This window comes from Pseudomonas sp. J380, from assembly GCF_009827115.1.
GTDB lineage: Bacteria > Pseudomonadota > Gammaproteobacteria > Pseudomonadales > Pseudomonadaceae > Aquipseudomonas > Aquipseudomonas paracarnis.
The window spans coordinates 5,737,552-5,759,279 of record NZ_CP043060.1 but is presented as its reverse complement, the minus strand read 5'-3'; the positions used below and the strand labels follow the sequence as shown (position 1 = coordinate 5,759,279).

22 protein-coding genes are annotated in these 21,728 nt (G+C 60.5%); 6 read left to right on the top strand and 16 right to left on the bottom strand.

The window, feature by feature from the left end:
• Nucleotides 1–7: 7 nt before the first annotated feature.
• Together FXO12_RS26335 and FXO12_RS26330 are read right to left on the bottom strand one after the other, a co-directional pair.
• Nucleotides 8–937 (bottom strand): electron transfer flavoprotein subunit alpha/FixB family protein, encoded by a 930-nt coding sequence (locus tag FXO12_RS26335; protein ID WP_034120769.1) that lies wholly within the window; start codon nt 935–937, stop codon nt 8–10.
• A 2-nt stretch (nt 938–939) separates the two neighbouring features.
• Entirely contained in the window at nt 940–1,689 is a 750-nt protein-coding gene (locus tag FXO12_RS26330) for an electron transfer flavoprotein subunit beta/FixA family protein (RefSeq protein ID WP_057976370.1), read from the bottom strand.
• 516 nt (nt 1,690–2,205) lie between these two features.
• Here FXO12_RS26330 and FXO12_RS26325 point away from each other — a divergent pair.
• Nucleotides 2,206–3,870: an electron transfer flavoprotein-ubiquinone oxidoreductase gene (locus tag FXO12_RS26325; RefSeq protein ID WP_034126749.1), complete on the top strand. Its 1,665-nt coding sequence runs from the start codon at nt 2,206–2,208 to the stop codon at nt 3,868–3,870.
• Nucleotides 3,871–4,215: 345 nt separating this feature from the next.
• On the opposite strand, the gene FXO12_RS26320 is transcribed toward FXO12_RS26325, so the two are convergent.
• Complete coding sequence (locus tag FXO12_RS26320) at nt 4,216–5,109, bottom strand: AraC family transcriptional regulator (protein WP_054922615.1); 894 nt, start codon at nt 5,107–5,109, stop codon at nt 4,216–4,218.
• A gap of 181 nt (nt 5,110–5,290) precedes the next feature.
• On the opposite strand from FXO12_RS26320, the gene FXO12_RS26315 reads away from it, so the two are divergent.
• On the top strand, nt 5,291–6,343 hold the full coding sequence (locus FXO12_RS26315; RefSeq protein WP_054897943.1) for an NAD(P)-dependent alcohol dehydrogenase: 1,053 nt from the start codon (nt 5,291–5,293) through the stop codon (nt 6,341–6,343).
• Here FXO12_RS26315 and FXO12_RS26310 read toward each other — a convergent pair whose 3' ends face one another.
• The 6 genes from FXO12_RS26310 to FXO12_RS26285 form a co-directional block, all read right to left on the bottom strand.
• Entirely contained in the window at nt 6,344–7,147 is an 804-nt protein-coding gene (locus FXO12_RS26310; RefSeq protein ID WP_034126746.1) for an IclR family transcriptional regulator, read from the bottom strand.
• Between the two features lie 220 nt (nt 7,148–7,367).
• A complete protein-coding gene (araH, locus tag FXO12_RS26305) occupies nt 7,368–8,333 on the bottom strand; it encodes an L-arabinose ABC transporter permease AraH (RefSeq protein WP_034126745.1) in 966 nt (321 codons plus the stop codon).
• A gap of 22 nt (nt 8,334–8,355) precedes the next feature.
• Nucleotides 8,356–9,855: an L-arabinose ABC transporter ATP-binding protein AraG gene (araG, locus tag FXO12_RS26300; RefSeq protein WP_057976371.1), complete on the bottom strand. Its 1,500-nt coding sequence runs from the start codon at nt 9,853–9,855 to the stop codon at nt 8,356–8,358.
• Nucleotides 9,852–10,832 carry a substrate-binding domain-containing protein gene (locus FXO12_RS26295; RefSeq protein ID WP_014719544.1) on the bottom strand — a complete coding sequence of 327 codons (981 nt, stop codon included), beginning with the start codon at nt 10,830–10,832 and terminating at the stop codon, nt 9,852–9,854. Before FXO12_RS26295 ends, araG begins: the two co-directional genes overlap by 4 nt.
• 32 nt (nt 10,833–10,864) lie before the next feature.
• Nucleotides 10,865–11,686, bottom strand: a complete 822-nt coding sequence (locus tag FXO12_RS26290; RefSeq protein ID WP_057976373.1) for an SDR family oxidoreductase — start codon at nt 11,684–11,686, stop codon at nt 10,865–10,867.
• Nucleotides 11,687–11,953: 267 nt separating this feature from the next.
• The gene (locus FXO12_RS26285) at nt 11,954–12,433 is read right to left on the bottom strand and encodes a GNAT family N-acetyltransferase (RefSeq protein WP_034128422.1); all 480 of its coding nucleotides are present in this window, start codon (nt 12,431–12,433) and stop codon (nt 11,954–11,956) included.
• A gap of 188 nt (nt 12,434–12,621) precedes the next feature.
• Here FXO12_RS26285 and FXO12_RS26280 point away from each other — a divergent pair, with 188 nt between their 5' ends.
• From FXO12_RS26280 to FXO12_RS26265, 4 genes are all read left to right on the top strand, one after another.
• A complete protein-coding gene (locus FXO12_RS26280; RefSeq protein WP_060772988.1) occupies nt 12,622–13,818 on the top strand; it encodes an MFS transporter in 1,197 nt (398 codons plus the stop codon).
• An 85-nt stretch (nt 13,819–13,903) separates the two neighbouring features.
• Nucleotides 13,904–14,242 (top strand): hypothetical protein, encoded by a 339-nt coding sequence (locus FXO12_RS26275; RefSeq protein WP_057976376.1) that lies wholly within the window; start codon nt 13,904–13,906, stop codon nt 14,240–14,242.
• A 51-nt stretch (nt 14,243–14,293) separates the two neighbouring features.
• Nucleotides 14,294–14,560, top strand: coding sequence for a hypothetical protein (locus FXO12_RS26270; protein ID WP_032895690.1), 267 nt, complete (start codon nt 14,294–14,296; stop codon nt 14,558–14,560).
• A 48-nt stretch (nt 14,561–14,608) separates the two neighbouring features.
• Nucleotides 14,609–14,989, top strand: coding sequence for a hypothetical protein (locus FXO12_RS26265; RefSeq protein WP_034128425.1), 381 nt, complete (start codon nt 14,609–14,611; stop codon nt 14,987–14,989).
• A gap of 116 nt (nt 14,990–15,105) precedes the next feature.
• On the opposite strand, the gene FXO12_RS26260 is transcribed toward FXO12_RS26265, so the two are convergent.
• The 7 genes from FXO12_RS26260 to FXO12_RS26230 form a co-directional block, all read right to left on the bottom strand.
• Entirely contained in the window at nt 15,106–16,017 is a 912-nt protein-coding gene (locus FXO12_RS26260) for a PfkB family carbohydrate kinase (protein WP_057976377.1), read from the bottom strand.
• Nucleotides 16,010–17,476, bottom strand: a complete 1,467-nt coding sequence (locus FXO12_RS26255) for a cytosine permease (RefSeq protein ID WP_057976378.1) — start codon at nt 17,474–17,476, stop codon at nt 16,010–16,012. The genes FXO12_RS26260 and FXO12_RS26255 overlap by 8 nt, the downstream gene beginning before the upstream one ends.
• Nucleotides 17,477–17,606: 130 nt before the next feature.
• Nucleotides 17,607–18,608 (bottom strand): ADP-ribosylglycohydrolase family protein, encoded by a 1,002-nt coding sequence (locus tag FXO12_RS26250; RefSeq protein WP_034128428.1) that lies wholly within the window; start codon nt 18,606–18,608, stop codon nt 17,607–17,609.
• Nucleotides 18,605–19,318, bottom strand: coding sequence for a GntR family transcriptional regulator (locus FXO12_RS26245; protein ID WP_057976379.1), 714 nt, complete (start codon nt 19,316–19,318; stop codon nt 18,605–18,607). Before FXO12_RS26245 ends, FXO12_RS26250 begins: the two co-directional genes overlap by 4 nt.
• Before the next feature lie 70 nt (nt 19,319–19,388).
• Nucleotides 19,389–19,949 carry a DUF1285 domain-containing protein gene (locus FXO12_RS26240; RefSeq protein ID WP_034128430.1) on the bottom strand — a complete coding sequence of 187 codons (561 nt, stop codon included), beginning with the start codon at nt 19,947–19,949 and terminating at the stop codon, nt 19,389–19,391.
• A 16-nt stretch (nt 19,950–19,965) separates the two neighbouring features.
• Nucleotides 19,966–20,571, bottom strand: a complete 606-nt coding sequence (locus FXO12_RS26235) for a DUF4823 domain-containing protein (RefSeq protein ID WP_034128431.1) — start codon at nt 20,569–20,571, stop codon at nt 19,966–19,968.
• A gap of 111 nt (nt 20,572–20,682) precedes the next feature.
• Nucleotides 20,683–21,651: a GTP 3',8-cyclase MoaA gene (locus FXO12_RS26230; RefSeq protein WP_019817203.1), complete on the bottom strand. Its 969-nt coding sequence runs from the start codon at nt 21,649–21,651 to the stop codon at nt 20,683–20,685.
• Nucleotides 21,652–21,728: the final 77 nt, after the last annotated feature.

The window sequence follows — 21,728 nt, the reverse complement described above, 5'->3', positions numbered from 1 at the left end:
GGCTGGATTAGACCAGCTTCTCCAACTCAGGTACCGCTTCGAACAAGTCCGCCACCAGGCCATAATCGGCGACCTGGAAGATCGGCGCTTCTTCGTCCTTGTTGATCGCAACGATCACTTTGGAGTCTTTCATACCGGCCAAGTGCTGGATCGCGCCGGAGATACCGACGGCGATGTACAGCTGTGGCGCAACGATCTTGCCGGTCTGGCCGACCTGCATGTCGTTGGGTACGAAACCTGCGTCAACGGCTGCGCGGGAAGCGCCGACCGCAGCGCCCAGCTTGTCGGCCAGGGCGTACAGGTGTTTGAAGTTGTCACCGTTCTGCATGCCACGCCCGCCGGAAACGACGATCTTGGCAGCGGTCAGTTCAGGACGATCCGACTTGGCCAGCTCTTCACCGACGAAGCTGGAAGTGCCAGCGTCGTGGGCAGCGGAGACGGCTTCAACGGCAGCCGAGCCACCTTCGGCGGCAACCGGGTCGAAACCGGTGGCACGCACGGTGATGACCTTGACCGAAGCATTGGACTGCACGGTTGCGATGGCGTTACCGGCGTAGATCGGGCGCTTGAAGGTGTCGGCGCTTTCTACCGAGATGATCTCGGAGATCTGGTCAACATCCAGCTGCGCGGCAACGCGTGGCAGGATGTTTTTGCCGTTGGAGGTAGCGGCGGCCAGGATGTGGCTGTAGCCAGCGCCAAGCTCGGCGACCAGCGGTGCAACGTTTTCCGGCAGCTGATGCGCGTAAGCGGCATTGTCAGCGTTCAGGACTTTGCTCACGCCCGCGATTTTCGCAGCGGCTTCAGCCACAGCGCCGGCGCCCTGCCCTGCTACCAGGACGTGGATGTCACCACCGATTTTGGCGGCAGCAGCCACGGTGTTCAGGGTGGCCGGGGCCAGCACCTTGTTATCGTGTTCGGCGATTACGAGGATAGTCATGATCAGATCACCTTCGCTTCGTTTTTCAGTTTCTCGACCAGTTCAGCCACCGACTTGACCTTGATACCCGCGCTGCGTGCAGCCGGCGCTTCGACTTTGACGGTCTTGTTGGTAGAGGCGGTGGAAACGCCCAAAGCGTCCGGAGTCAGCGTCTCCAGAGGCTTCTTCTTGGCTTTCATGATGTTTGGCAGGGACGCATAACGCGGCTCGTTCAAACGCAGGTCGGTGGTGACGATGGCCGGCAGTTTCAGGGAAACCGTCTGCGCGCCGCCGTCGATTTCACGGGTGACCGCAACGCTGTCGCCGCTCACTTCGACTTTCGAAGCAAAGGTGCCCTGGCCGTAACCGGTCAGTGCAGCCAACATCTGGCCAGTCTGGTTGTTATCGCTGTCGATGGCTTGTTTGCCCAGGATCACCAGTTGTGGCTGCTCCTTGTCGACAACGGCCTTGAGCAGCTTGGCAACGGCCAGGGAGGTCAGCTCTTCAGCGGACTCCACCAGAATGGCGCGGTCGGCGCCCAGGGCCAAAGCGGTACGCAACTGCTCTTGGGCAGTGGTCGGCCCGATGGACACCACGACGATTTCCGTCGCCAAGCCTTTCTCTTTCAGGCGTACGGCTTCTTCCACAGCGATTTCGCAGAAAGGGTTCATCGACATCTTGACGTTAGCAAGGTCGACGCCGGAATTGTCCGCCTTGACGCGAACTTTCACGTTGTAATCGACAACGCGTTTGACAGCTACAAGAACCTTCATGGATTCCTCGTTACTCTCCGGTGAAAAGAAAGTCGCCTAGGCGAACCTGGCGGTTGATGCTCATCGGCACACAAGGGCACCTCCAAAGACCTCGGCAGTGGCCTTGCACACGGGAAATGACGACCGTTCGTCAGTGGTGACTGAGAGGTCATTCTTTATCGTGGCGTGTAAACTGCGCTCCAACGTTTGGGGGCGCATCACCTTCATTGCCTTCGGCCTGTCTTTGGACGTGCTCTTGAAACCTGCAGTCTGCCTACGGGAAGCGCAAAACCGACCGTATCTTGACCGGAACGCCTATTCTGGTCAATACGGCAAAATGGTCAGTCATAAGCCCCGTTGCTTTGATTTATCTAGGCTGCAGGCAATTCAAACAAACGTTTGTATTGGACGCTGTCAGTGGTCTATATATAATGCGCCACCTAGAGAGACAGGTGGGTGCTGCCTTCGCGCAGAACCACACCGAACCTCCACCCATTAGAAAAAAAAGCCTGTTGAGCCTTGAGTAGGAGATAGCCTGTGGAACGCGAATACATGGAATTCGACGTGGTCATCGTCGGCGCTGGCCCGGCTGGCCTGTCTGCCGCCTGCCGACTGAAGCAGAAGGCCGCCGAAGCCGGTAAGGAAATCAGCGTCTGCGTGGTCGAGAAAGGCTCCGAAGTCGGCGCCCATATCCTCTCCGGTGCCGTGTTTGAACCACGTGCCCTGAACGAGCTGTTCCCGGACTGGAAAGCACTCGGCGCCCCGCTCAACACGCCCGTGGTGCGCGATGACATCTATGTACTGCGCAGCCCGGAAGCCTCCACCAAGGTGCCCGACTTCTTTGTGCCCAAGACCATGCACAACGAAGGCAACTACATCATTTCCCTGGGCAACCTGTGCCGCTGGCTGGCCCAGCAGGCCGAGAACCTCGGCGTGGAAATCTACCCAGGCTTCGCCGCCCAGGAAGCGCTGTTCGACGAGAACGGCGTGGTACGCGGCATCATCACCGGCGACCTCGGCGTCGACCGTGAAGGCAAGCCAAAAGACGGCCTGTACACCCCGGGCATGGAGCTGCGTGGCAAGTACACGCTGTTCGCAGAAGGTTGCCGTGGCCACATCGGCAAGCAACTGATCCAGCGCTTCAACCTGGACAGCGACGCCGACGCCCAGCACTACGGCATTGGCCTGAAGGAAATCTGGGAAATCGACCCAGCCAAGCACCAGCCGGGCCTGGTGGTGCACACCGCCGGTTGGCCGCTGGACATCATGGGTAAAGAGAACACCGGTGGCTCGTTCCTTTATCACCTGGAAAACAATCAAGTCGTGGTCGGGCTGATCGTCGACCTGTCCTACAGCAACACCTTCCTGTCGCCGTTCGATGAATTCCAGCGCCTCAAGCACCACCCGGTGCTGGCCCAGTACCTGGAAGGCGGCAAGCGGGTCAGCTACGGCGCCCGCGCGATCTGCAAAGGTGGCCTGAATTCGCTGCCGAAGATGGTCTTCAAGGGCGGCGCGCTGATCGGTTGCGATCTGGGCACCCTGAACTTCGCCAAGATCAAAGGCAGTCACACCGCGATGAAGTCCGGCATGCTCGCCGCCGACGCCGTGGCCGACCGCCTGTTTGCCGAATCCGAGGGCGGTGATGAGCTGACCACATATGTCGACAGCTTCAAAGCCAGCTGGCTGTATGAAGAACTGTTCGCCAGCCGTAATTTCGGCCCGGCCGTGCACAAGTTCGGCGCAATCATCGGCGGCGGTTTCAACTGGCTCGACCAGAACATTTTCGGCGGCAAGATCCCTTTCACCCTGCACGACACCAAACCGGACTACGCCTGCCTGAAGCTGGCCAAAGACAGCCAGAAGATCGACTACCCCAAACCCGACGGCAAGCTGAGCTTCGACAAACTGAGCTCGGTGTTCATCTCCGGCACCAACCATGAAGAAGAGCAGCCGTGCCACTTGAAGCTCAAAGACCCAAGCATCCCGATCGGCACCAACCTGCCGCTCTATGATGAACCGGCGCAGCGCTACTGCCCGGCAGGCGTGTATGAAGTGGTGACCAAGGAAGACGGCGAGAAACGCTTCCAGATCAACGCCCAGAACTGCGTGCACTGCAAGACCTGTGACATCAAGGACCCCTCGCAGAACATCACCTGGGTGACGCCGGAAGGCGCGGGCGGGCCGACTTACCCGAATATGTAAGTCGTTCGCTTAACCAGAAAAGGCTCCCGAAATGGGTAATGCCAGTCAGTTAAGACAGAATCGGTAACTGTGGCGAGGGAGCTTGCTCCCGCTGGGGCGCGAAGCGGCCCCAAAAATGGGACTGCTACGCAGTCCAGCGGGAGCAAGCTCCCTCGCCACAAGTCACTGGTTGTCTGCTCTAGCTCTTAACTGACTGGCATTACCCGAAATGGGAGCCTTTTTTGTGGGCGACATCGATCAATATGTGGGAGCTGGCTTGCCTGCGATGGCGGTCTTCAGGTGCCAAATGTATAGCTGACCCACCGTTATCGCAGGCAAGCCAGCTCCCACAATAACCTCGTGGTGTCAGGCGGCCCGCTCTTCCCCCGGGTTGCGCAGGAAATAGCGCTTGTACTCCCGACTGAACTGCGACGTGCTCTGGTACCCCACCTTGTGCGCCGCCTGCGCCACGCTCATGCCTTCCACCAGCAGCAACTGCTGGGCCTTCAATAGCCGCAGGCGCTTGAGGTACTGCACCGGCGATAACAAGGTGCAGCGTTTGAAATGCTCATGAAAGGTCGACGCACTCATGTGCGCATACCCGGCCAACGTCTCGATATTCAGCGGCTCGGCGTAATGGGCATGCAGGTGATTCAATGAGGTGGCGATGCGCGAAAACTGCCCCTGTTGTTCCACCAGCGCACGCAGCACATCGGCCTGAGGCCCACGCAAAGCGGTGAACAACAATTCGCGCACCCGCGCAGGCCCCATGATCCGGCTTTCCAGCGGATCGTGCAGGCACTGCAACAACCGCTCGACGCAGCCGCGCATCGTATCGTCCAGCACCACCGAACTCATCGACTCCAAGGTCTGCGCGGTCGGCGGCGGCCCGGCTTGCATGCCCATGGCAATCACCAACTCGCCCAACACCACGCGGTCGATGCCTACCGTCACGCCATACAACGGCGCCTCGGGGGCCATGGCAAAGGTCTCGCATTCGAACGGCACCGGCATCGCCTGGATCAGGTAATGCCCGGCGCCATACTCCAACGTGCGCGGGCCGAGGTAGGCGACCTTGCTGCCCTGGGCCACGAACATCAGGCTTGGCTCATAGATCTGCGGCCCACGCGCCACATCGCAACTGGCGCGCAGCACCTGCACGCCGGGCAGGTGAGTCGGGGAAAAACCGTCGCGGGGCGTGAGCCCTTCGATCAAGGCAACCAGCGTGGCATTGGCGTCCAAATGGCGGGTCAACAGCATGGCAAAAAACTTCGCGAATGAGGGATGACAGCATCATCGCAGGTCTGGCGGCCAATATATCCAAAGCTCTGGCACTGCCGGACGAATAGGCATGAGACTCGGAGCAATTGCCATGTTCGCGCCCCCAGGCCGGCGCGCAGAATTTGCCGCCTCTGCAGTCCAAGCTTTTGTGAGGTTTACTATGTACACCGCCATCGGTTACGCCGCCCAGTCGGCCACCACGCCCCTCGCCCCGATGTCATTTGAACGCCGCAGCCCGCGCGTCGATGACGTGGCCATCGAGATCCTCTACTGCGGCGTGTGCCACTCCGATATCCACCAGGCGCGCAACGAATGGGGCATCGCCGTGTACCCGCTGATGCCGGGCCACGAGATTGTCGGCAAAGTCACCGCGGTCGGCGCCAACGTCACTGCGCATAAAGTCGGTGACCTGGTGGGCGTAGGCTGCATGGTCGACTCGTGCCGTCACTGCGAAGCCTGCCAATCAGACCTTGAGCAATACTGCCTCGAAGGCCCGACCATGACCTATGCCACGCCGGACCGCGTGGATGGCAGCAACACCATGGGTGGCTACTCCGACAGCATCGTGGTCAGTGAACACTTTGTGGTGAAGATCCCGGCCAAGCTCGACCTGGCCAGCGCTGCGCCGATCCTGTGCGCAGGCATCACCACCTACTCGCCCCTCAAGCACTACGGCGTGAAAGCCGGCGATAAAGTCGGGATCCTCGGCATGGGTGGCCTGGGCCACATGGGCATCAAGTTCGCCAAAGCCATGGGCGCCGAAGTCACGTTGTTCACGCGCTCGGCCAGCAAGGCCGAGGAAGGCCGTCGCCAGGGCGCCGACCATGTGATCGTGTCCACGGATGCCGAGCAGATGAAAGCCGCTGCGGGGCACTTCGATTTCCTGCTGGACACCATCCCGGTGCAGCACGACCTGAACCCCTACCTCGATGTGCTGCGCTTTGACGGCGTGCATATCCTGGTCGGCCTGATCGAGCCGGTGGACCCACCCGTCAACGCTGCCAAGCTGGTGCTGGGTCGTAAAGTCTTGGCCGGCTCGCTGATCGGCGGCATTGCCGAAACCCAGGAAGTCCTGGATTTCTGCGCCGAGCATGGCATTACCTGCGACATCGAGATGCTCGACATTCGCCAGATCAACGAAGCTTATGCGCGCATGATTGCCGGTGATGTGAAGTACCGCTTTGTCATCGACATGGCGAGCCTGAAAGCCTGATCAGGCCTTGGCGCCCAACTCCGCTGACAGCCGGGCTGCGACCTGTTTGATCACAGGGATCAGTTCGGCCATTTTCTCCAGCGGCATGTAGGGCACCGTACTGGCAATGCTGATGCCGGCGACAATGCGCCCGCTGGCATCGCGCACCGGTGCGGCCACGCAGCGGATCGAAGGCTCGTTGTCTTCGAGGTCAAACGCGTAGCCACCCTCGACATACTCATGCATGCGCTGTTCGAACTGCGCCCAGGATTGCTCCGGGTGCTGCGGCCATTGCAGGCTCTTGCCCACCGCCGGCAAGCTCGCCTCATACAAGCGCTGCCACTCCTGCGGCGAATCATCCAGCATCAACGCCTTGCCGATACCGGTGCGCGCCAGCGGCATGCGATGGCCGACCCGCGAGCGCATTTCCGGCCCATTGCGGCCGGGGTTCTTGTGCAGGTAAAGCACCTCGTCGTACTCACGAATCGCCAGGTGAATGGTATCGCCGGTCAGCGCCGACAACTCATCCAGGTAGGGCACCGCCAGGTTCACCAAGGGCAACTCTTCACGGGCCTGGAACCCCAACTCGATCAGCTTGGGCCCCAGCAGATAACCGACCTGGGGCACCACGCGCAGGTAACGCTCGTCCACCAGGCAACTGGCCAGGCGGTGCGTTGTGCTGCGGGTGGTGCCGATGCGCCGGGCGATCTCCTTGAGATCCCGCGCACCAGCCGCCACCGCTTGCACCACGCCCAGGCCGCGCAACAGGGTCTGGGTGCCGGTGGGGGCGGCGTCTTTGACGGGGGTGTGGGCGTTTTCCTGCATATCGGGCCTATAAGTATGAAAGCGGGGGCATTATGGCAAATACCGCCCTCCTGAACACAGGAGATCCAAAGTGGGAGCTGGCTTGCTGTGGCGAGGGAGCTTGCTCCCGTTCGACAGCGCAGCTGGAGCCGGCTTTTGGGGGCGCTTCGCACCCCAGCGCAAGCAAGCTTGCTCGCCACAGCAAGCCAGCTCCCACAGTTTGATCTTCACAGGGCGACCATTAGCGTTGTTTCATGCGGTCGATTATCACCGCCAGCAACAGGATCGAGCCACGAATCACATATTGGTAAAAGGTATCGATGTTCTTCAGGTTCATCGCATTCTCGATGATCGCCAGAATCAACACCCCGGCAATCACATGGCGGATCATGCCGATACCGCCGCTCAACGACACCCCGCCCAGCACGCACGCCGAAATCACCGTCAGCTCGAAACCCTGGCCAATCATCGGCTGGCCCGAGGTCATGCGTGACGCGAGGATCACCCCGGCCAAGGCGCCGATCAAACCGTGCACGGCAAAGATGATGATCTTGGTGCGATCGACATTGACCCCGGCGAGCAACGCCGCTTCCTGGTTGCCGCCAATGGCCATGGTGTTGCGCCCATAGGTGGTGTAATTGAGCAGCCAGCCAAAAAACACAAAGCACAGGACGGTGATGATGATCGGCACCGGCACGCCCAGCAGCTGGCCGTTGCCGAACACGAAGAACCCTTCGTTCATCACCCCCACCGCCTTGCCGTTGGAGAAGATGTAGGCCAGGCCACGTACGATCTGCATGGTCGCCAGGGTGGCAATCAACGCATTGATGCGCAGCTTGGCGATCACAATGCCGTTGATCAGCCCTACCACCAGGCCCATGGCCAAGGCCGCCGACACGCCGAGTACCACGCTGTCGGTGTCACGCATCACGATGCCCGCCACCACCCCGGCGCAGGCGATCACCGAGCCTACCGACAAGTCGAAGTGCCCTGAGGCCAGGCAGAACAACATGGTGCACGCAGCAATACCGACAGTCGAAATCGCCAGGCCCAGACCGCGCATATTCAGCGGTGACAGGAAGTTGTCGATGAACACCGCGCTGAGCACAAAAATGCCCAGTGCCGCCAGCAGCATCACCCAGTCATCGAGAAATTTGCGCTGATTGAAACCCGGCCAGAAACCCTTTGCAGTTTTTACCTCAGACATAGCCAAACCCTCTTGTTCTTATTCAAGCCCGCGACTGTGGCAGCGCCAGTTGCAGCAGGCGCGCTTCATCCGCTTGGGCGCGGGGCAACTCACCGGTCAGGGCGCCTTCACTCATCACCAGGATGCGGTCGGAGATGCCCATCACTTCCATCAGGTCACTGGACACCACGATCACCGCTATGCCGCTGGCCGCCAGGTTATGGATGATTTGGTAGATCTCCGACTTGGCGCCGATGTCGATACCCCGGGTGGGTTCGTCCAGCAGCAGGACCTTCATCGGCATCGACAACCAGCGGCCAAGGATGGCTTTCTGTTGGTTGCCACCGGACAGGTACAGGATTTTCTGCTCGGCACTCGGCGTCTTGACCTTCATGGCCTGGATCTGCCGTTCGGCGTTGCCCTTCTCCCAGCCGTCGCGCAGCAACCAGCCGAACGAGGCATGGGCACTACGGGCGCTGATGTTGATATTTTCCGCCACGCTGGAAAGCGGAATGATGCCTTCCTTTTTGCGGTCTTCCGGACACAGCAATACCCCGGCGGCGATGGCGTCCCGGGGTGAGCGCAGTTGCAGCGCTTGCCCGCACAGTTCCAGGCTGCCGGCACTGGCGCGCTCCAACCCACTGAGCAGGCGAAACAGCTCGGTACGCCCCGCGCCCACCAGCCCGAACAGGCCCAGGATCTCGCCCTTGCGCACCTGGAAACTGATTGGTTCACGCAGGCCGGGGCCGAGCAAGCCGTCCACCTTGAGCGCCACTTCGCCCTGCTCACGCGGTCGGTAATCGTAGATATCCTGGATATCGCGACCGACCATGCAGGTCACCAGCTGATCGTGGGTCAACGTGTTCATGTCCTCGAACGTGCGCACGTAGCGACCGTCCTTGAAGACCGTCACCGCATCGCAGATACGGAACACTTCTTCCATACGGTGCGACACGTAGAGCACCACTTTGCCCTCCTCGCGCAGGCGCGTGATGATCGCCATCAAGCGGTCGATTTCCCGCGCCGAGAGGCTACTGGTCGGCTCGTCAAAAGCGATCACATGGGCGCCACGGGACAGCGCCTTGGCGATTTCTACCAGTTGGCGCTGGCCCAGGGACAGGCGCCCGAGTTTCTCGTCGGGGTCGATTTCATCGGCCAGCCCCTTGAGGCAGGCCAGGGCCTGCTTGCGCAGCAGGCGCCGGTTGACCACGCCAAAGCGCGTGGGTAAATGCCCGAGGAACAGGTTCTCGGCCACGCTCATTTCCGGCACCAGGTGCAGCTCCTGGTGAATCACCGCCACACCGCTGGCGATGCTGTCGGCGGCGCATTTGAAGGCCATGGTCTGCGCGCCGATCTGCACCGTACCGCTGGACGGAATGTAGGCGCCGCCGAGGATTTTCAGCAGGGTCGACTTGCCTGCGCCGTTCTCGCCCATCAGCGCGTGCACCGAATGCGGCCGCGCTTCAAAGCTGATCTGCGCCAGGGCTTTCACACCGGGAAACTCCTTGCCGATGCCATTGAAACGCAGGGCTGCACCGCTCATTTCCACAGGCCGATCTTGGTCAGTTCTTCCTGGAAATTGGCGCGGGTGATCAAGGTCACTTCGTCCATGGCGGTGTATTTGGCCGGTTCCTTGCCGGTGGTGACCCACTCGTACATCGCCAGCGCGGTGTTATAGCCCTCGATATGCGGGCTGGGCAGCATGGAGCCGAAGAAACCGCTGTCGGCTTTCTTCAATTCGCCAATGGCGTCGGTGCCATTGATGCCGATGCCGATGACGTTGGCGGCCTTGAAGCCGGCACTTTCGGTGGCGCGCACGCCGCCGAGCACGGTGTTGTCGTTCATGCCACCGATGATCAGGTTCTTCGCTCCGCTCGGCAGCTTGACCAAGGCCGAGTTGGTGGCGTCCATGCTGCCAGGTACGTCGAGGGTTTTCAGCGCAGCGGTGAGGATGTGGTCCTTGGGAATACCGGCCTCCTCGAGGGATTTGATCGAGCCGTCTGTACGCTTCTTACCGGTGTCGAGTTCGTTGAAGGTATTGATCACCGCATAGGTGTCCTTCCAGTCCCAACCGCGTTTTTTCGCTTCGGCGGCCATGGCGGCGCCCTGCTTCTGGCCCACTTCAAACGCGGCCATTCCCAGGTATGGCACGTCTTCCATGAAGTTGCCCTTGGCATCGACAAAGCGATCATCCACGGCCATCACTTTCAAACCGTTGACCTTGGCTTTGGCAACGATGGCCGGGCCCAGGGACACGTCCGGCGGGCAGATCACAAAACCCTTGGCGCCATTCGCGGCCAGGCTGTCGATGGCCGACAAGGTCTTTTCGCCATCGGGCACGGCGATCTTGATCACAGTAAAACCATGCTCCTTGCCGGCTTTTTCCGCGAATGCCCACTCCGTTTGAAACCAGGGTTCCTCGGCCTGCTTGACCAGGAAACCGATCTTCACTTCTTCAGCCGATACCCAGCCGCAGAACGCCATTGCCAGTGCCACGGCACCGAGTGTTTGCTTGAACATGGACCACCTCCTTCTTGTTATTGGAAAACGCTTTAGTCGTGGTACATCACAGACCGCCCGCCATCGATCATCAGGCAAGTGGCGTTGATAAAGGGCGCCTCGTCGGTCGCCAGGAACAGTGCTGTCATGGCCACTTCGATCGGCTGGCCAATGCGTTTGGGCGGGTGCAGGTCGAACGCACGCTGGCGTTCGGCGTGGGGGTCTGGGAAACCGTTCCAGTAATCGACGTTGAGCTGGGTTTCGATATAGCCGGGGGCGATGGCATTCACGCGGATGCCCTTGGACGCGTACTCGATGCCCAGGGCCCGGGTAAGGCCGAGCAGGCCGTGCTTGGCAACAGGGTAAGGAAAGCAACCGGGAATGATGTGGCTGGAATGGGTGGACGCGATATTGATAATGCTGCCGATGCCCTGCTCGATCATGTGCGGCAACACCGAACGGCAGCCGTACCAGGCGCCGTCGAGGTCGATGGCGAAACAGCGGCGCCAGTCCTCGTCGCTCATCTCCAGCGGGTCACGAAACACATTGACCCCGGCACAGTTGACCAGCACATCCACGCGGCCAAAGCGCTCGATGGCCAGGTTGACCAGTGCCTGCCATTGATCCTTGGAAGTAATATCAACCGGTTGGGCGTAAACCTGCGCACCGTGTTCGCGCCAATGAGCGGCGATTTTCTCGACTTTGTCGCCCTGGATATCCGCAATGATCAACCGCGCCTGCTGGGCCTGGAAACAGGTAACGATGGCTTCGCCAATGCCTTGGGCGGCGCCGGTGACGATCACCACCTTGTTCTTCAGCCGCTCGCCATAAGTCGGCTCGGGCACGGCGGGTAGGGACAACGGTTGCGCCTGCATCGCTTCACCTTTTTATTTTTTGTAGTGAGTGCTGATGCTGGCGACTATAAACTCATCGCCTGAAATATCTCAATATATAAATTAAGATCCCATATATTGAGAAAAATAAAAAAATGTTCGAGCGGGTTAGCTGTGGCGAGGGAGCTTGCTCCCGCTGTCTGCGCAGCAGACTCCCGCTTTTGGGGGGCGCTTCGCACCCCAGCGCAAGCAAGCTTGCTCGCCACAGGAAAGCTCACATCTGGTTTTAGTGTTTACATAAATGAGGCGTCAGCCTTGGGCAAAGTCGCGCAGGGCATCGCCTTCCATGCGATAACGCACCCATTCTTCCTGAGGCTGGGCGCCTATGGATTTGTAGAAGGCAATCGCTGGCTCGTTCCAGTCCAGCACGCTCCATTCAAAGCGCCCGCAACCGTTGTCACAGGCGATCTTGGCCAAGTGGCGCAGCAACTTCTTGCCGGCCCCGCCGCCGCGTTGTTCCGGGTTGATGTACAGATCTTCCAGGTACAGGCAGTTACTGCCCAGCCACGTCGAGTAACTGAAAAAGAACACCGCAAAGCCAATCGGCAAGCCGTCGCGCAAGCAGATAAGGCCATGGGCCGTGGCGCCTTCGCTGAACAGGCTGCGTTCGATATCCACCACGCTGGCGATCACTTCATGCCGGGCTTTCTCGTACTCGGCAAGTTCAGTGATAAAGGTCAGGATCTGCGCAGCATCGCTGGGCACGGCGGGGCGAATCTCGATGGTCATGGGCGAGCCTTGGGCAAATTCAAAGGCCACATACTAAGGCGATTTGATGGCCGTTTGCAGTGCAATTGATGCCGACGAGCGCGTTTCACTCCGGTGCGGGGTGATGCAAGCATCGGCAACCACAGAACAAAGCCTGCGCACGCCCATGGTAAACAATGGGCATAAATCCAACGATCAGAGAGCTGCTCATGCACGCCACGCCACCAGTGGGCACCAAGACATTCGCGCTGTTCTGCCTAGCCAGCTTCCTGCTGTCACTGTCTTACGGTTCGACCTTTTTGTTGTCACTGCTGATCCATGCCCGTGGCGGTAATGAACACGATGCGGGCAGTGTCATTGCCACGGCGATGCTCAGCACTTTTGTGGCGGTCGTGTTTTCCGGGCACCTGGCTGATGCGCTGGGCGCAGCGCGAGCAATTGCGAGCACCGGCCTATTGTTAGTGGTGGCCTGCCTGGGGTTTGCCCTGACGCCAGGGTTTGGCCAGGGCTTGATGCTGTTTGGATTGTCCCTTGGCTTGGGCTGGGGCGTGTTCTATACCTTGGGTCCGATCATCGTGACGCTGCTGGTGGAACCCCGCCAGCGGGCCAAATATTTCGCCTTGCTCTCGGGCAGTATGTTGAGCGGCATAGGTTCCGGCCCTTTGCTGGGACGCGCCGCCACTGCGCTGGACCTGCCCCTGACAACGGCGTTTTATATTGCCGGGCTCGCCAGCCTCGCCGGGGTGGTGATGTTCTGGCGCATGGGCTCTCGGTTGCGACAGCACGCGAATGTACCGACCTCCAGGATTTCCTGGGCTGCAAGCCGCCGCGTACTGTCTTCCAAGGCGGCGTTCGCCATCCTGATGGTTGGCCTGGGTGGCTGCGTATTCGGGGGGCTATCTTCGTTCCAGACCAGCTATGCCGTTGCCCATAAGCTGGACTATTCGCTGTTCTTCGCGGGTTTCCTGACAGCGGCAATTATCAGTCGCCTGCTGATCGCCGGTTTCGTGGTCAAGCGCGATGCGTACCAGGCTGCCTGCGTATTATCCGGGGTGATGCTCGGCGCGATCACGCTGTTCGCGTTTGGTGTCAGCGGCAACCTCAGTTATGTGCTCGCCGCCGCCACGCTAGGGATCGGGTATGGCCTGACGTATTCGGTGATTAACGGCCTGGTGGCCAACGAAGCGCCCAGCGGTACCACTTCCCAGGCGTTATTGCTGTTCAGCCTGGCGTACTTTATCGGCGTCTTCGGGTTTCCCTGGCTCGCAGGCAAGATCATCGTTGACTTCGGCCTTGCGACAATGATGTTGAGCGTACTGGTGATCGCGGCCTTCAACTGGGCGATCACGGTGGCACGTGTGATAGCGCGCCGAGTATCGGCACACAAAGTGATACAGGTGAGCTGATACCGTTCGTCGCCCTCCCGGCACGATCAACAATCGCGGGCAGACCAATACAGGGTAAGGACATTAATCATATGGAGACACCCTGATGAACAATTCCAAATTTGCTGCCCTCGCCCTGACCGGCCTGTTGTCTGCCGCGTCCTTGAGCGCCTTTGCGGCTAGCTCGACCACTGGCCCCACCGATCCAACGCCGGACGCCACTACCGAATCGCAAAAGTCCATGGGCACCGGCCTGGACACCAACGGTGGCGCGATCATCGACAACAGCGCCGACCCACGCACCAAAGGCAACGACACCCAGCGCCAGGCACCGCCTGCCGTAGGCAACGGCAAGATGGGCCCTGGCACGAGCAACAATGAGCCGAAGATCAACAAGGGCGACGACTCGAACATCCCCGGCGCGCAGAAACAACCAGCGCCTTGATGCACCCTTGGTACGACCAACGCCCGACCATTTCCCCGTGAAGAGGTACGCATGAACGTCGATAGAAACCTTGAAAAAGAAGTCCTCACCCGCCTGCTGCACGCCCATCCGCAAGGTTTGGGCAAGGAGGTGCTGGACAATTACCGCGGTGAAAAAGAGGTCGCCAGTGTCTTGGCGTTCCTGCAGGACCGCGGGCTGATCAAGGATGGGCATGTGACCACCGACGACGCCGGCGAATACGCGTTGAACCTGCCGATCAAGCTCACCGCTTCTGGTGTGGATGAGGCGCGCAAGCTCGACGCTCAAAGTACTCAGTAATCCATTTCTGGCCTGGCCCCGCGACTGGGGCCAGAGGGAGTTTTAGCGATGCCTCGTGGAAGCAAAGCCAAATACACCGACGAACAGAAACGCAAGGCCGCTCATATCGAAGACAGTTATGAGCATAAGGGGTTGCCCAAGGACGAAGCCGAAGCCCGCGCCTGGGCGACCGTCAACAAACAGTCCGGCGGTGGTGAAAAAGCCGGCGGATCAGGCAGGCGCAAAGCACCGGCCAAGAAAACCCAGGACCGGCAGGAATCGGCCAAGCGTGCCGCTGCCAGCCGTGAAGGCCACCCGCGCAGCAGTGGGGCTTCGCTGGGTACGCAGACTAAGGAAAGTTTGATGAAAGAGGCGAGGGCCAAGGATATTCCTGGGCGCTCAACCATGCGCAAAGATGAGTTGATTCAAGCGCTGAAAAAAGCAGGTTAGACGCAGAACCCGTTGTGGGAGCGGGCTTGCTCGCGAATGCGGTGTGTCAGCCAGCACATGCTTTAACTGATACACCTCCTTCGCGAGCAAGCCCGCTCCCCCAGGGTTGTGCGTATTTATTCAGCCAGCAATGCGTCGACTTCGGTGACGCCAGGTGAAGTGGCCGGCCCCCAACGCGTCACCGCCAACGCCGCCGCTGCGTTCGCTCGACGCGCCGCCTCAACGGGTTTCAAGCCCTGCGCCAACCCGGCAATAAATACCCCTGCATGCGCATCCCCCGCACCATTGCTGTCTACCGCCTGCACCTTGAAGCCAGGTACATGCTCAGTCTCTGCCCCACGCCCTACCCAGCAACCATTTGGTCCATCACGCACAACCAGCAGTGCCTGCAAGTGCTGACTCAGAGTGGACAGCGCCTGACTCATATCCGCCGCCCCGGTAAACGCGAGGGCTTCAGGGCCATTGCTGGTCCAGATGTCGATACGCGGCAACAAGGCACGCATCAACGCCGAGTCCGGCGCCTTGACCAGCGGGCCCGGGTCGAATACCACCACGATCTCTCGCGGCAGCGCCAGCAGCCAGTCAAGCAACGGCTGCGCCTTACCTTCAAGCAGCAAGCTGTAGCCACTGACGTACACATAATCATCGATACGCGGGACGATCTGAGCCAAGTCGTCGGCGCTCAGCTCACCCTCGGCGCCGAGATGGGAGATGAAGGTGCGTTCGGTGCTCGCTTCAGTCAGCGACACGCACAACCCGGTATCTTTGCCAGCGCTGGCCGCCAAGGCCATTTCAACACCTTCGGCCTGCATCGTGGCACGCGCCAGCTCGCCAAAGCGCCCCTCGCCATGGCGGCCCAGATAAACCACCGGCAACCCATTGCGCCGTGCCGCAGCCATTACGTTGAAACCGCCACCGACTTGGAAACTGGCGGAGTTGGCCAGCACGTCACCGCCGCTTGCCGGCAGGGTGTCGAGGCCCATGACCAGGTCGACAATGACCTGGCCGGTGTGCAGCAATCTAGTCATTGGCGCTCTCTGCTAAACCCGGACGACGGTCAGAGGCCCCGCCCAAGACTGCATATATTCCGCCAGCCACCACGAAGGTCACGATCCAGCCCAGCCCGTTGTGGCCCAGCCAGGAGTCGGACAGCGGCCCGGCAAACCAGATGTTTTCGGCGGTGGTGCCGATGGTGGTGAAGCTGAACCCCAGCACAATAGCCACGGCCCAGGCGCCAAATGCACGCCACTCCACGCCGCCGCGATACCAGTAGGCACTGTTGGGGCTGACGTCCAGCAGGTCGGTGGGGCTGTAGTAATGACGGTGAATCAGGTCGACCACGAAAATCCCGACCCACGCCGTGATCGGCACCGCCAGCAGCGAAATGAAGGTAATGAACGGGCCATAGAAGCTATCGGCGATCAGCATGAAATAGATGGAGCCGGCAAAAATCGCCACGATATCGACGATCACTGCATGCACGCGCTTGACCTTCAAGCCCAGGGTCAGGGTAGTGAGGCCGGCCGAGTACACCGACAGGTTGTTCGACAGCAACAGGCCGCCGAACGCGGTGATCAGGTACGGCACGGCCATCCAGGTCGGCAGCATGTCGCGGATCGCGATGATGGGGTCGGTGGCCGATGCCAGGTCATTGTTACCCACCGACAACAGGCCACCCAGGGTGATCAGTAGCACCAGCGGGATACCTGCACCAAACGCGGCGGAGGCCACCAGGCGCACGGCCTTGACGCTGCGGTGCTGGTAACGCGACATGTCTGCACCGGCGTTGGCCCAACCGATACCGGTACCGGCAGCCATGGTGCCTACGCCAATGATCATCGCGCTCAACGGCGCCGGGGTGGCGTTGAACACCGCGCTCCAGTCGATGGTGGCACACAGAAAGCCGCCCACCAGAATGTTCAGGCCGCCGAATACGTAGGTGGCCCACTTCTGGATCACCAGCAACGTGGCGTGGCCCAGGCCCGATACGGCCAGGGTCAACAGCACGAAGATGGCAATGAAGATCAGGGTGAGCACCGGCGCGCTCTTGGCCTCCACTGCCGAGCCGAACAGGATGGAGCTCAACGACAACAATACGAAGGCTGCGGTGGTGGTGTTGACGGTTTCCCAACCCAGGCGGGACATCAGCGACACCAATGTCGGGCCGATATTGCCGCGCACACCGAAAATGGCGCGGGACAAGGTCAGGCTGGGCGCACGACCACGGCGACCGGCGATGGAGATGATGCCCACTACGGCAAAGGAGCCCGCGGCGCCAAGAATCGCGACGATGATCGCCTGCCAGATGGCCAGGCCACGAAACGCCACCAGCGTTGCACCAAGGGGCAAGCCGAGGATGCTGATATTGGCCGCGAACCACACCCAGAACAGTTGCAGCGGATGACCGTTGCACTCGCCTTCCGGGACCGGCTCGATGCCGCGTGTTTCCAGTTGCCCGGCGGTTTGGCCGGAAGAGGGGCTGCTCATTAAGGGGGGCTCCTGATGCCTGTATTGTTGTTGTGGTTGTGGCAGCGAGTCGAATCTTTATCCGGTCTTCCTGACCCAACGCTTTTGAATGTGGGAGCTGGCTTGCCAGTTCCCACATTTGGTTCCGTGTTTATCGCAAGGCCAATAACCCTTGGGCCAGCGGCTGCAAGTCCAGGCCATTGACCCGCTTGACCTGTTCAACCAACGCCTCAGGCCAGCACTGCATACCCAGGCACGCCCCCAGCATGGCGCCGAGGATCGCGGCAATGGTGTCGGTGTCGCCGCCCAGGCTGGCCGCCAGGCACAGGGCTTCGAAGGCGTTCATATCACCCGACGCCACTTGCTGGGCCAAGGCAAACGAGACCACCACCGATTCCTGAGAAGCCACCGAAGTACCAATCAACTCGTAAAGCAGGTCGGCAAACAACGCTTTGTCGCCGCTGCCGACGCTCAGGGTGCGAGCCCAACTGATGCGGGTAGAAATGCGTCCGCCCGCGATCCAGTGACCATGGCTTTCGGCCTGTCGGGCAATCTGGGTCCCGATATTCAGGGCTTCCCCCAGGTCCACGCCATTGATGCCAGCCGAGACCACCGCCGCCACGGCCGCAGCGCTGGAAATACCCAGGTTGGTGTTATGGGTGACCTGGCATGCCTGGATCACCGCCTGGATAAACCGCGCCGGGTCGCTGACATCGACGGCGATGCCCACCGGGGTGATGCGCATGGCCGCACCATTGGTGGTGCCGTAGCGCCCGGATTCCTCCGGAGTATGACCGGCGAGGATCATGTCGATTGCGCGTTTGGTGGACGGCCCGAGCAAGTCCTGGGAACCCTTGGCGCGCATCCCCGCTTCCCAGTCGATCAGGCGCTGGGCAAGCACGGTGGGCTCGATCTTGCCCTGGCCTTGCACCAGTAACTCGGCAACCAGGATGGCTTGTTCGGTGTCATCGGTGATGGAACCGGCAGGCATGTTGGGCGCAATGGGCTGGTCCGCGTCGGCATCTTCCAAGGCGGTGATAGCACCGAAGCGCTTTTGTACCTGCTCGCGGCTCAAGGATTGGGTGGGCATGCCCAAGGCATCGCCCAGGGCCAGGCCATAAAAGGCGCCAAGTGCGCGATTTTCTCGGCTCATTTCGACGCTCCAAACTGCAGATGCAGGCGAAAGTGCAACGGGTCAAGCAGGCTTTCGACATGCTCCATGAAGCGCTCGCGACGATCATAGGTGGTGCGCGACGCCTTGAGAAATACCGTACCGCTGGGGCGCCCGAGTAATTCGGCGTCTTCATCGCTCAGGGGTTCAGCACCGATCCACTGGTCACCGTCGGCCCCGACGTAGCCGTAGGCGGCCAGAGTGATGGTCAGGGAATTATCGATCAGCCCAATGTGGGGCAGGTTTTCCAGATCGCCAACGGCCGGCATCAACGAGCGTTCCAGCGACACCGCTGTACCGTCAGCCGTGCGCCGGAGGCGGTCAAGGGTAATGAACTGGTCGGTGCCGAAACGGCTGAACAGATCCGGGCGCGTCACGGCTTCGAAACGCAGGACGTCGGTGCTTACTTGGGCGCCCGTATCGGCCAGGGCCTGGGCCCAACCGCTGCGTTGGTCCAACACCATGCCGTCAAAGGTGACAATCGAACCGACGCCGCTCTGGGTGGCGATGTAGTTGCGACGCTTGAGCTCGGCCAGCGCCTCGCGCAGCGTGCCGCGGCTGACCGCAAACTCCTCGGCCAGTTGGTGCTCGCCCGGCAACAGAAAGCCGTCGGCCATGACTCCACCTTCGATACGGCGGATGAGCTCATCGACGACGCGTTTTTTCTTATCAAATCGAACATGTCTAATCATGTACAAATTGATAACCGAAAGCGCGCGTTTACCGCAAGAGGATTATTTCAGGCTGAAGACAAAAACCGCCTCAGGGCTCCAGGCCGATGGGGAAAAACTCCCCGCTGCTCCAGACGCCAAGCCAGTTCTGACCGTTGATCGGACGGCTCACCGCCAGCTCCACCAACTGGTAAAAAACGTTTCTATGCACCAGGGCTTCGAGGTTGGTGCGAACGCGCACATAGGGGGCGGGTTCCTGGGTGATAGGGTCGGTCACCACCCGCAGCGGGTGCTCGAGACCTGCCTCGACCTGTTCGTCGACGTTGGTGGTAAAGCGTAATACCTGGCTTTCGCCCTGCCCTTGCACTTCCAGTGTCACTGCAACAAAGGGTGCGTCATCGACACGGATGCCGACCTTCTCCACGGGCGTCACCAGGAAATAATCATCGCCGTCGCGGCGGATGATGTTGGAGAACAACTTGACCATCGGCTTTCGCCCGATAGGTGTGCCCTGGTAGAACCAGGTGCCATCGCGGGCGATGCGCATGTCGATGTTGCCGCAGAAATCCGGGTTCCACAAATGCACCGGTGCCGGCCCCTTGCCCTTGGGCAGTTGGGCCAATAGATCATTGGCCTTGGCGGAATCGGTCATGGCGGGCTCCTCTGTCTTACTGATCACTCATACCCAGCAAACCGCGGGCATATTGCGCCAGGGGGCGAGCGATCAAATCTTGTGGCGATGTGTCGTGGAACGTCAGTAAACCGCCACGACTGCGAATACGTGCAGTATCAATCAAATACTGGGTGCTGGTCTCGATCAACATGACTTGGATCACCCCGCTGTCCAGGCCAAGGCGGTCCAGGGCTTGCTGGTCGGTCCACTCGTCGGCGTTGCCGATACGGTCATCGGCTGCCGCAAAACGGCAATACAGCAGGTAGTGAGCACCGACGGCACGGGCTTCGGCCATGGCCTGTTCAAGACCTTCGGGCTGGCGGGCGCGACGCACCATGGGGAAATATTCAACGAAGCCATTGAATGCTTCCTCGGCCACCACATTGGGCCGCGGGTAGGCGCTGCCCGGCGGCACGAAGGCGCCTTGGGCGATAAATACAAAGGAATCCGGCTGTATGCGCACCGAGGCGGTACGGCGCGTATCGCTGTGATCGAGCAGCCCGGCATCGCTCATCTGATAGCGGGTGCCTTCGGCCATATCACTGACGGTCATGCAACCGCCCAGGGCCAATGACGCCAGCAGCAAAACCAGACTACGCATCCTAATCCTCCAGAGGCCGGTGACAGGAAACCGGCGAATGGGGCGTGGGATGCAGAATCCGCGCCATTCAGCTGCGCTACAAATCAAATGTGTGAACCCGCAATATCTAGCTTAGCCACCAATGATCTTCATGATCGTGGCACCGCCGGAGAACGCCACTTCCTGCTTGTCGGCCAAGGCCTTCATCAACAAGCCCTGCAACGCCGGCAACGCCTGGTGACGCGGTTGATCGAGCAAGTCACCGACATAATGGCGATTGCTGGACGACAGGCACCCATGCAGCCAACCGGTGGAGGACAACCGCAACCGCGAACAGGTACGGCAGAACGGTACGCTCTCGTTGGCGATCACACCAAAGAAGCCTTTGCCCGGCACTTCGTAGCGTACCGCCGTCGCATCGACGGGTGCGTTGGCTTGCAGGTATTCATGTTGCTCGCCGATCAAGCTGAGCAGCTGTTGCAAGCTGACGAACTGTTGCAGGAACGCGTTGGAGTCTTTGGCCAGGTGCCCCATGCGCATCAGTTCGATAAAGCGCAGCTCGTAGCCACGCGCCAGGCAGTAATCGAGCAACGGCATCACCTGGTCCAGGTTCTGGCCGCGCAACGGCACCATGTTGACCTTGATCTTGATTCCGGCAGCACTGGCCTGGTCCATGCCATCGAGCACGGTGGCCAGGTCGCCGCCACGGGCGATGCTGCGGAAAGCGTCGGCATCCAGCGTGTCGAGGGAGACATTGATGCGCCGAATACCGGCTGCCACCAGCAACGGCAGTTTACGCGCCAGCAGTTGGCCGTTGGTGGTCAGGCTGATGTCGCTCAGGCCCATCTGCCCTACCGCCCCCATGAAGGCTTCCAACTTGGGGCTGACCAACGGCTCACCGCCGGTAATGCGCAAGCGCTCGATACCCGCCGCTTCGATCAGGTAAGCCACGCCTCGGGCCATGGCCTCGGCCGACAGTTCATCCTGGGCAGCCACCAGCCGCTTGCCGTCAGGCACGCAATAGGTACACGCATAATTGCAGGCTGAAGTCAGGCTGATCCGCAAATTGCGAAAACGCCTGCCTTGACGATCAACGATCATGGATCACTCCGGCAGAGGATAATTCGGGCGCGCTAAAAGCTGACTCATAACTCAGCTTTTAGCAAGGTCCTTGCCTG

Coding starts and splice junctions, on each gene's coding strand:
- FXO12_RS26285 (WP_034128422.1), bottom strand. CDS start 12,433: ATGACCATCGAGATTCGCCCCGCCGTGCCCAGCGATGCTGCGCAGATC.
- FXO12_RS26230 (WP_019817203.1), bottom strand. CDS start 21,651: ATGATCGTTGATCGTCAAGGCAGGCGTTTTCGCAATTTGCGGATCAGC.
- FXO12_RS26240 (WP_034128430.1), bottom strand. CDS start 19,949: ATGACCGATTCCGCCAAGGCCAATGATCTATTGGCCCAACTGCCCAAG.
- FXO12_RS26260 (WP_057976377.1), bottom strand. CDS start 16,017: ATGACTAGATTGCTGCACACCGGCCAGGTCATTGTCGACCTGGTCATG.
- FXO12_RS26250 (WP_034128428.1), bottom strand. CDS start 18,608: ATGAGCCGAGAAAATCGCGCACTTGGCGCCTTTTATGGCCTGGCCCTG.
- FXO12_RS26265 (WP_034128425.1), top strand. CDS start 14,609: ATGCCTCGTGGAAGCAAAGCCAAATACACCGACGAACAGAAACGCAAG.
- FXO12_RS26245 (WP_057976379.1), bottom strand. CDS start 19,318: ATGATTAGACATGTTCGATTTGATAAGAAAAAACGCGTCGTCGATGAG.
- FXO12_RS26255 (WP_057976378.1), bottom strand. CDS start 17,476: ATGAGCAGCCCCTCTTCCGGCCAAACCGCCGGGCAACTGGAAACACGC.
- FXO12_RS26235 (WP_034128431.1), bottom strand. CDS start 20,571: ATGCGTAGTCTGGTTTTGCTGCTGGCGTCATTGGCCCTGGGCGGTTGC.
- FXO12_RS26320 (WP_054922615.1), bottom strand. CDS start 5,109: ATGCTGTTGACCCGCCATTTGGACGCCAATGCCACGCTGGTTGCCTTG.
- FXO12_RS26275 (WP_057976376.1), top strand. CDS start 13,904: ATGAACAATTCCAAATTTGCTGCCCTCGCCCTGACCGGCCTGTTGTCT.
- FXO12_RS26280 (WP_060772988.1), top strand. CDS start 12,622: ATGCACGCCACGCCACCAGTGGGCACCAAGACATTCGCGCTGTTCTGC.
- FXO12_RS26310 (WP_034126746.1), bottom strand. CDS start 7,147: ATGCAGGAAAACGCCCACACCCCCGTCAAAGACGCCGCCCCCACCGGC.
- FXO12_RS26290 (WP_057976373.1), bottom strand. CDS start 11,686: ATGCAGGCGCAACCGTTGTCCCTACCCGCCGTGCCCGAGCCGACTTAT.
- FXO12_RS26315 (WP_054897943.1), top strand. CDS start 5,291: ATGTACACCGCCATCGGTTACGCCGCCCAGTCGGCCACCACGCCCCTC.
- FXO12_RS26335 (WP_034120769.1), bottom strand. CDS start 937: ATGACTATCCTCGTAATCGCCGAACACGATAACAAGGTGCTGGCCCCG.
- FXO12_RS26330 (WP_057976370.1), bottom strand. CDS start 1,689: ATGAAGGTTCTTGTAGCTGTCAAACGCGTTGTCGATTACAACGTGAAA.
- FXO12_RS26295 (WP_014719544.1), bottom strand. CDS start 10,832: ATGTTCAAGCAAACACTCGGTGCCGTGGCACTGGCAATGGCGTTCTGC.
- araH (WP_034126745.1), bottom strand. CDS start 8,333: ATGTCTGAGGTAAAAACTGCAAAGGGTTTCTGGCCGGGTTTCAATCAG.
- FXO12_RS26270 (WP_032895690.1), top strand. CDS start 14,294: ATGAACGTCGATAGAAACCTTGAAAAAGAAGTCCTCACCCGCCTGCTG.
- araG (WP_057976371.1), bottom strand. CDS start 9,855: ATGAGCGGTGCAGCCCTGCGTTTCAATGGCATCGGCAAGGAGTTTCCC.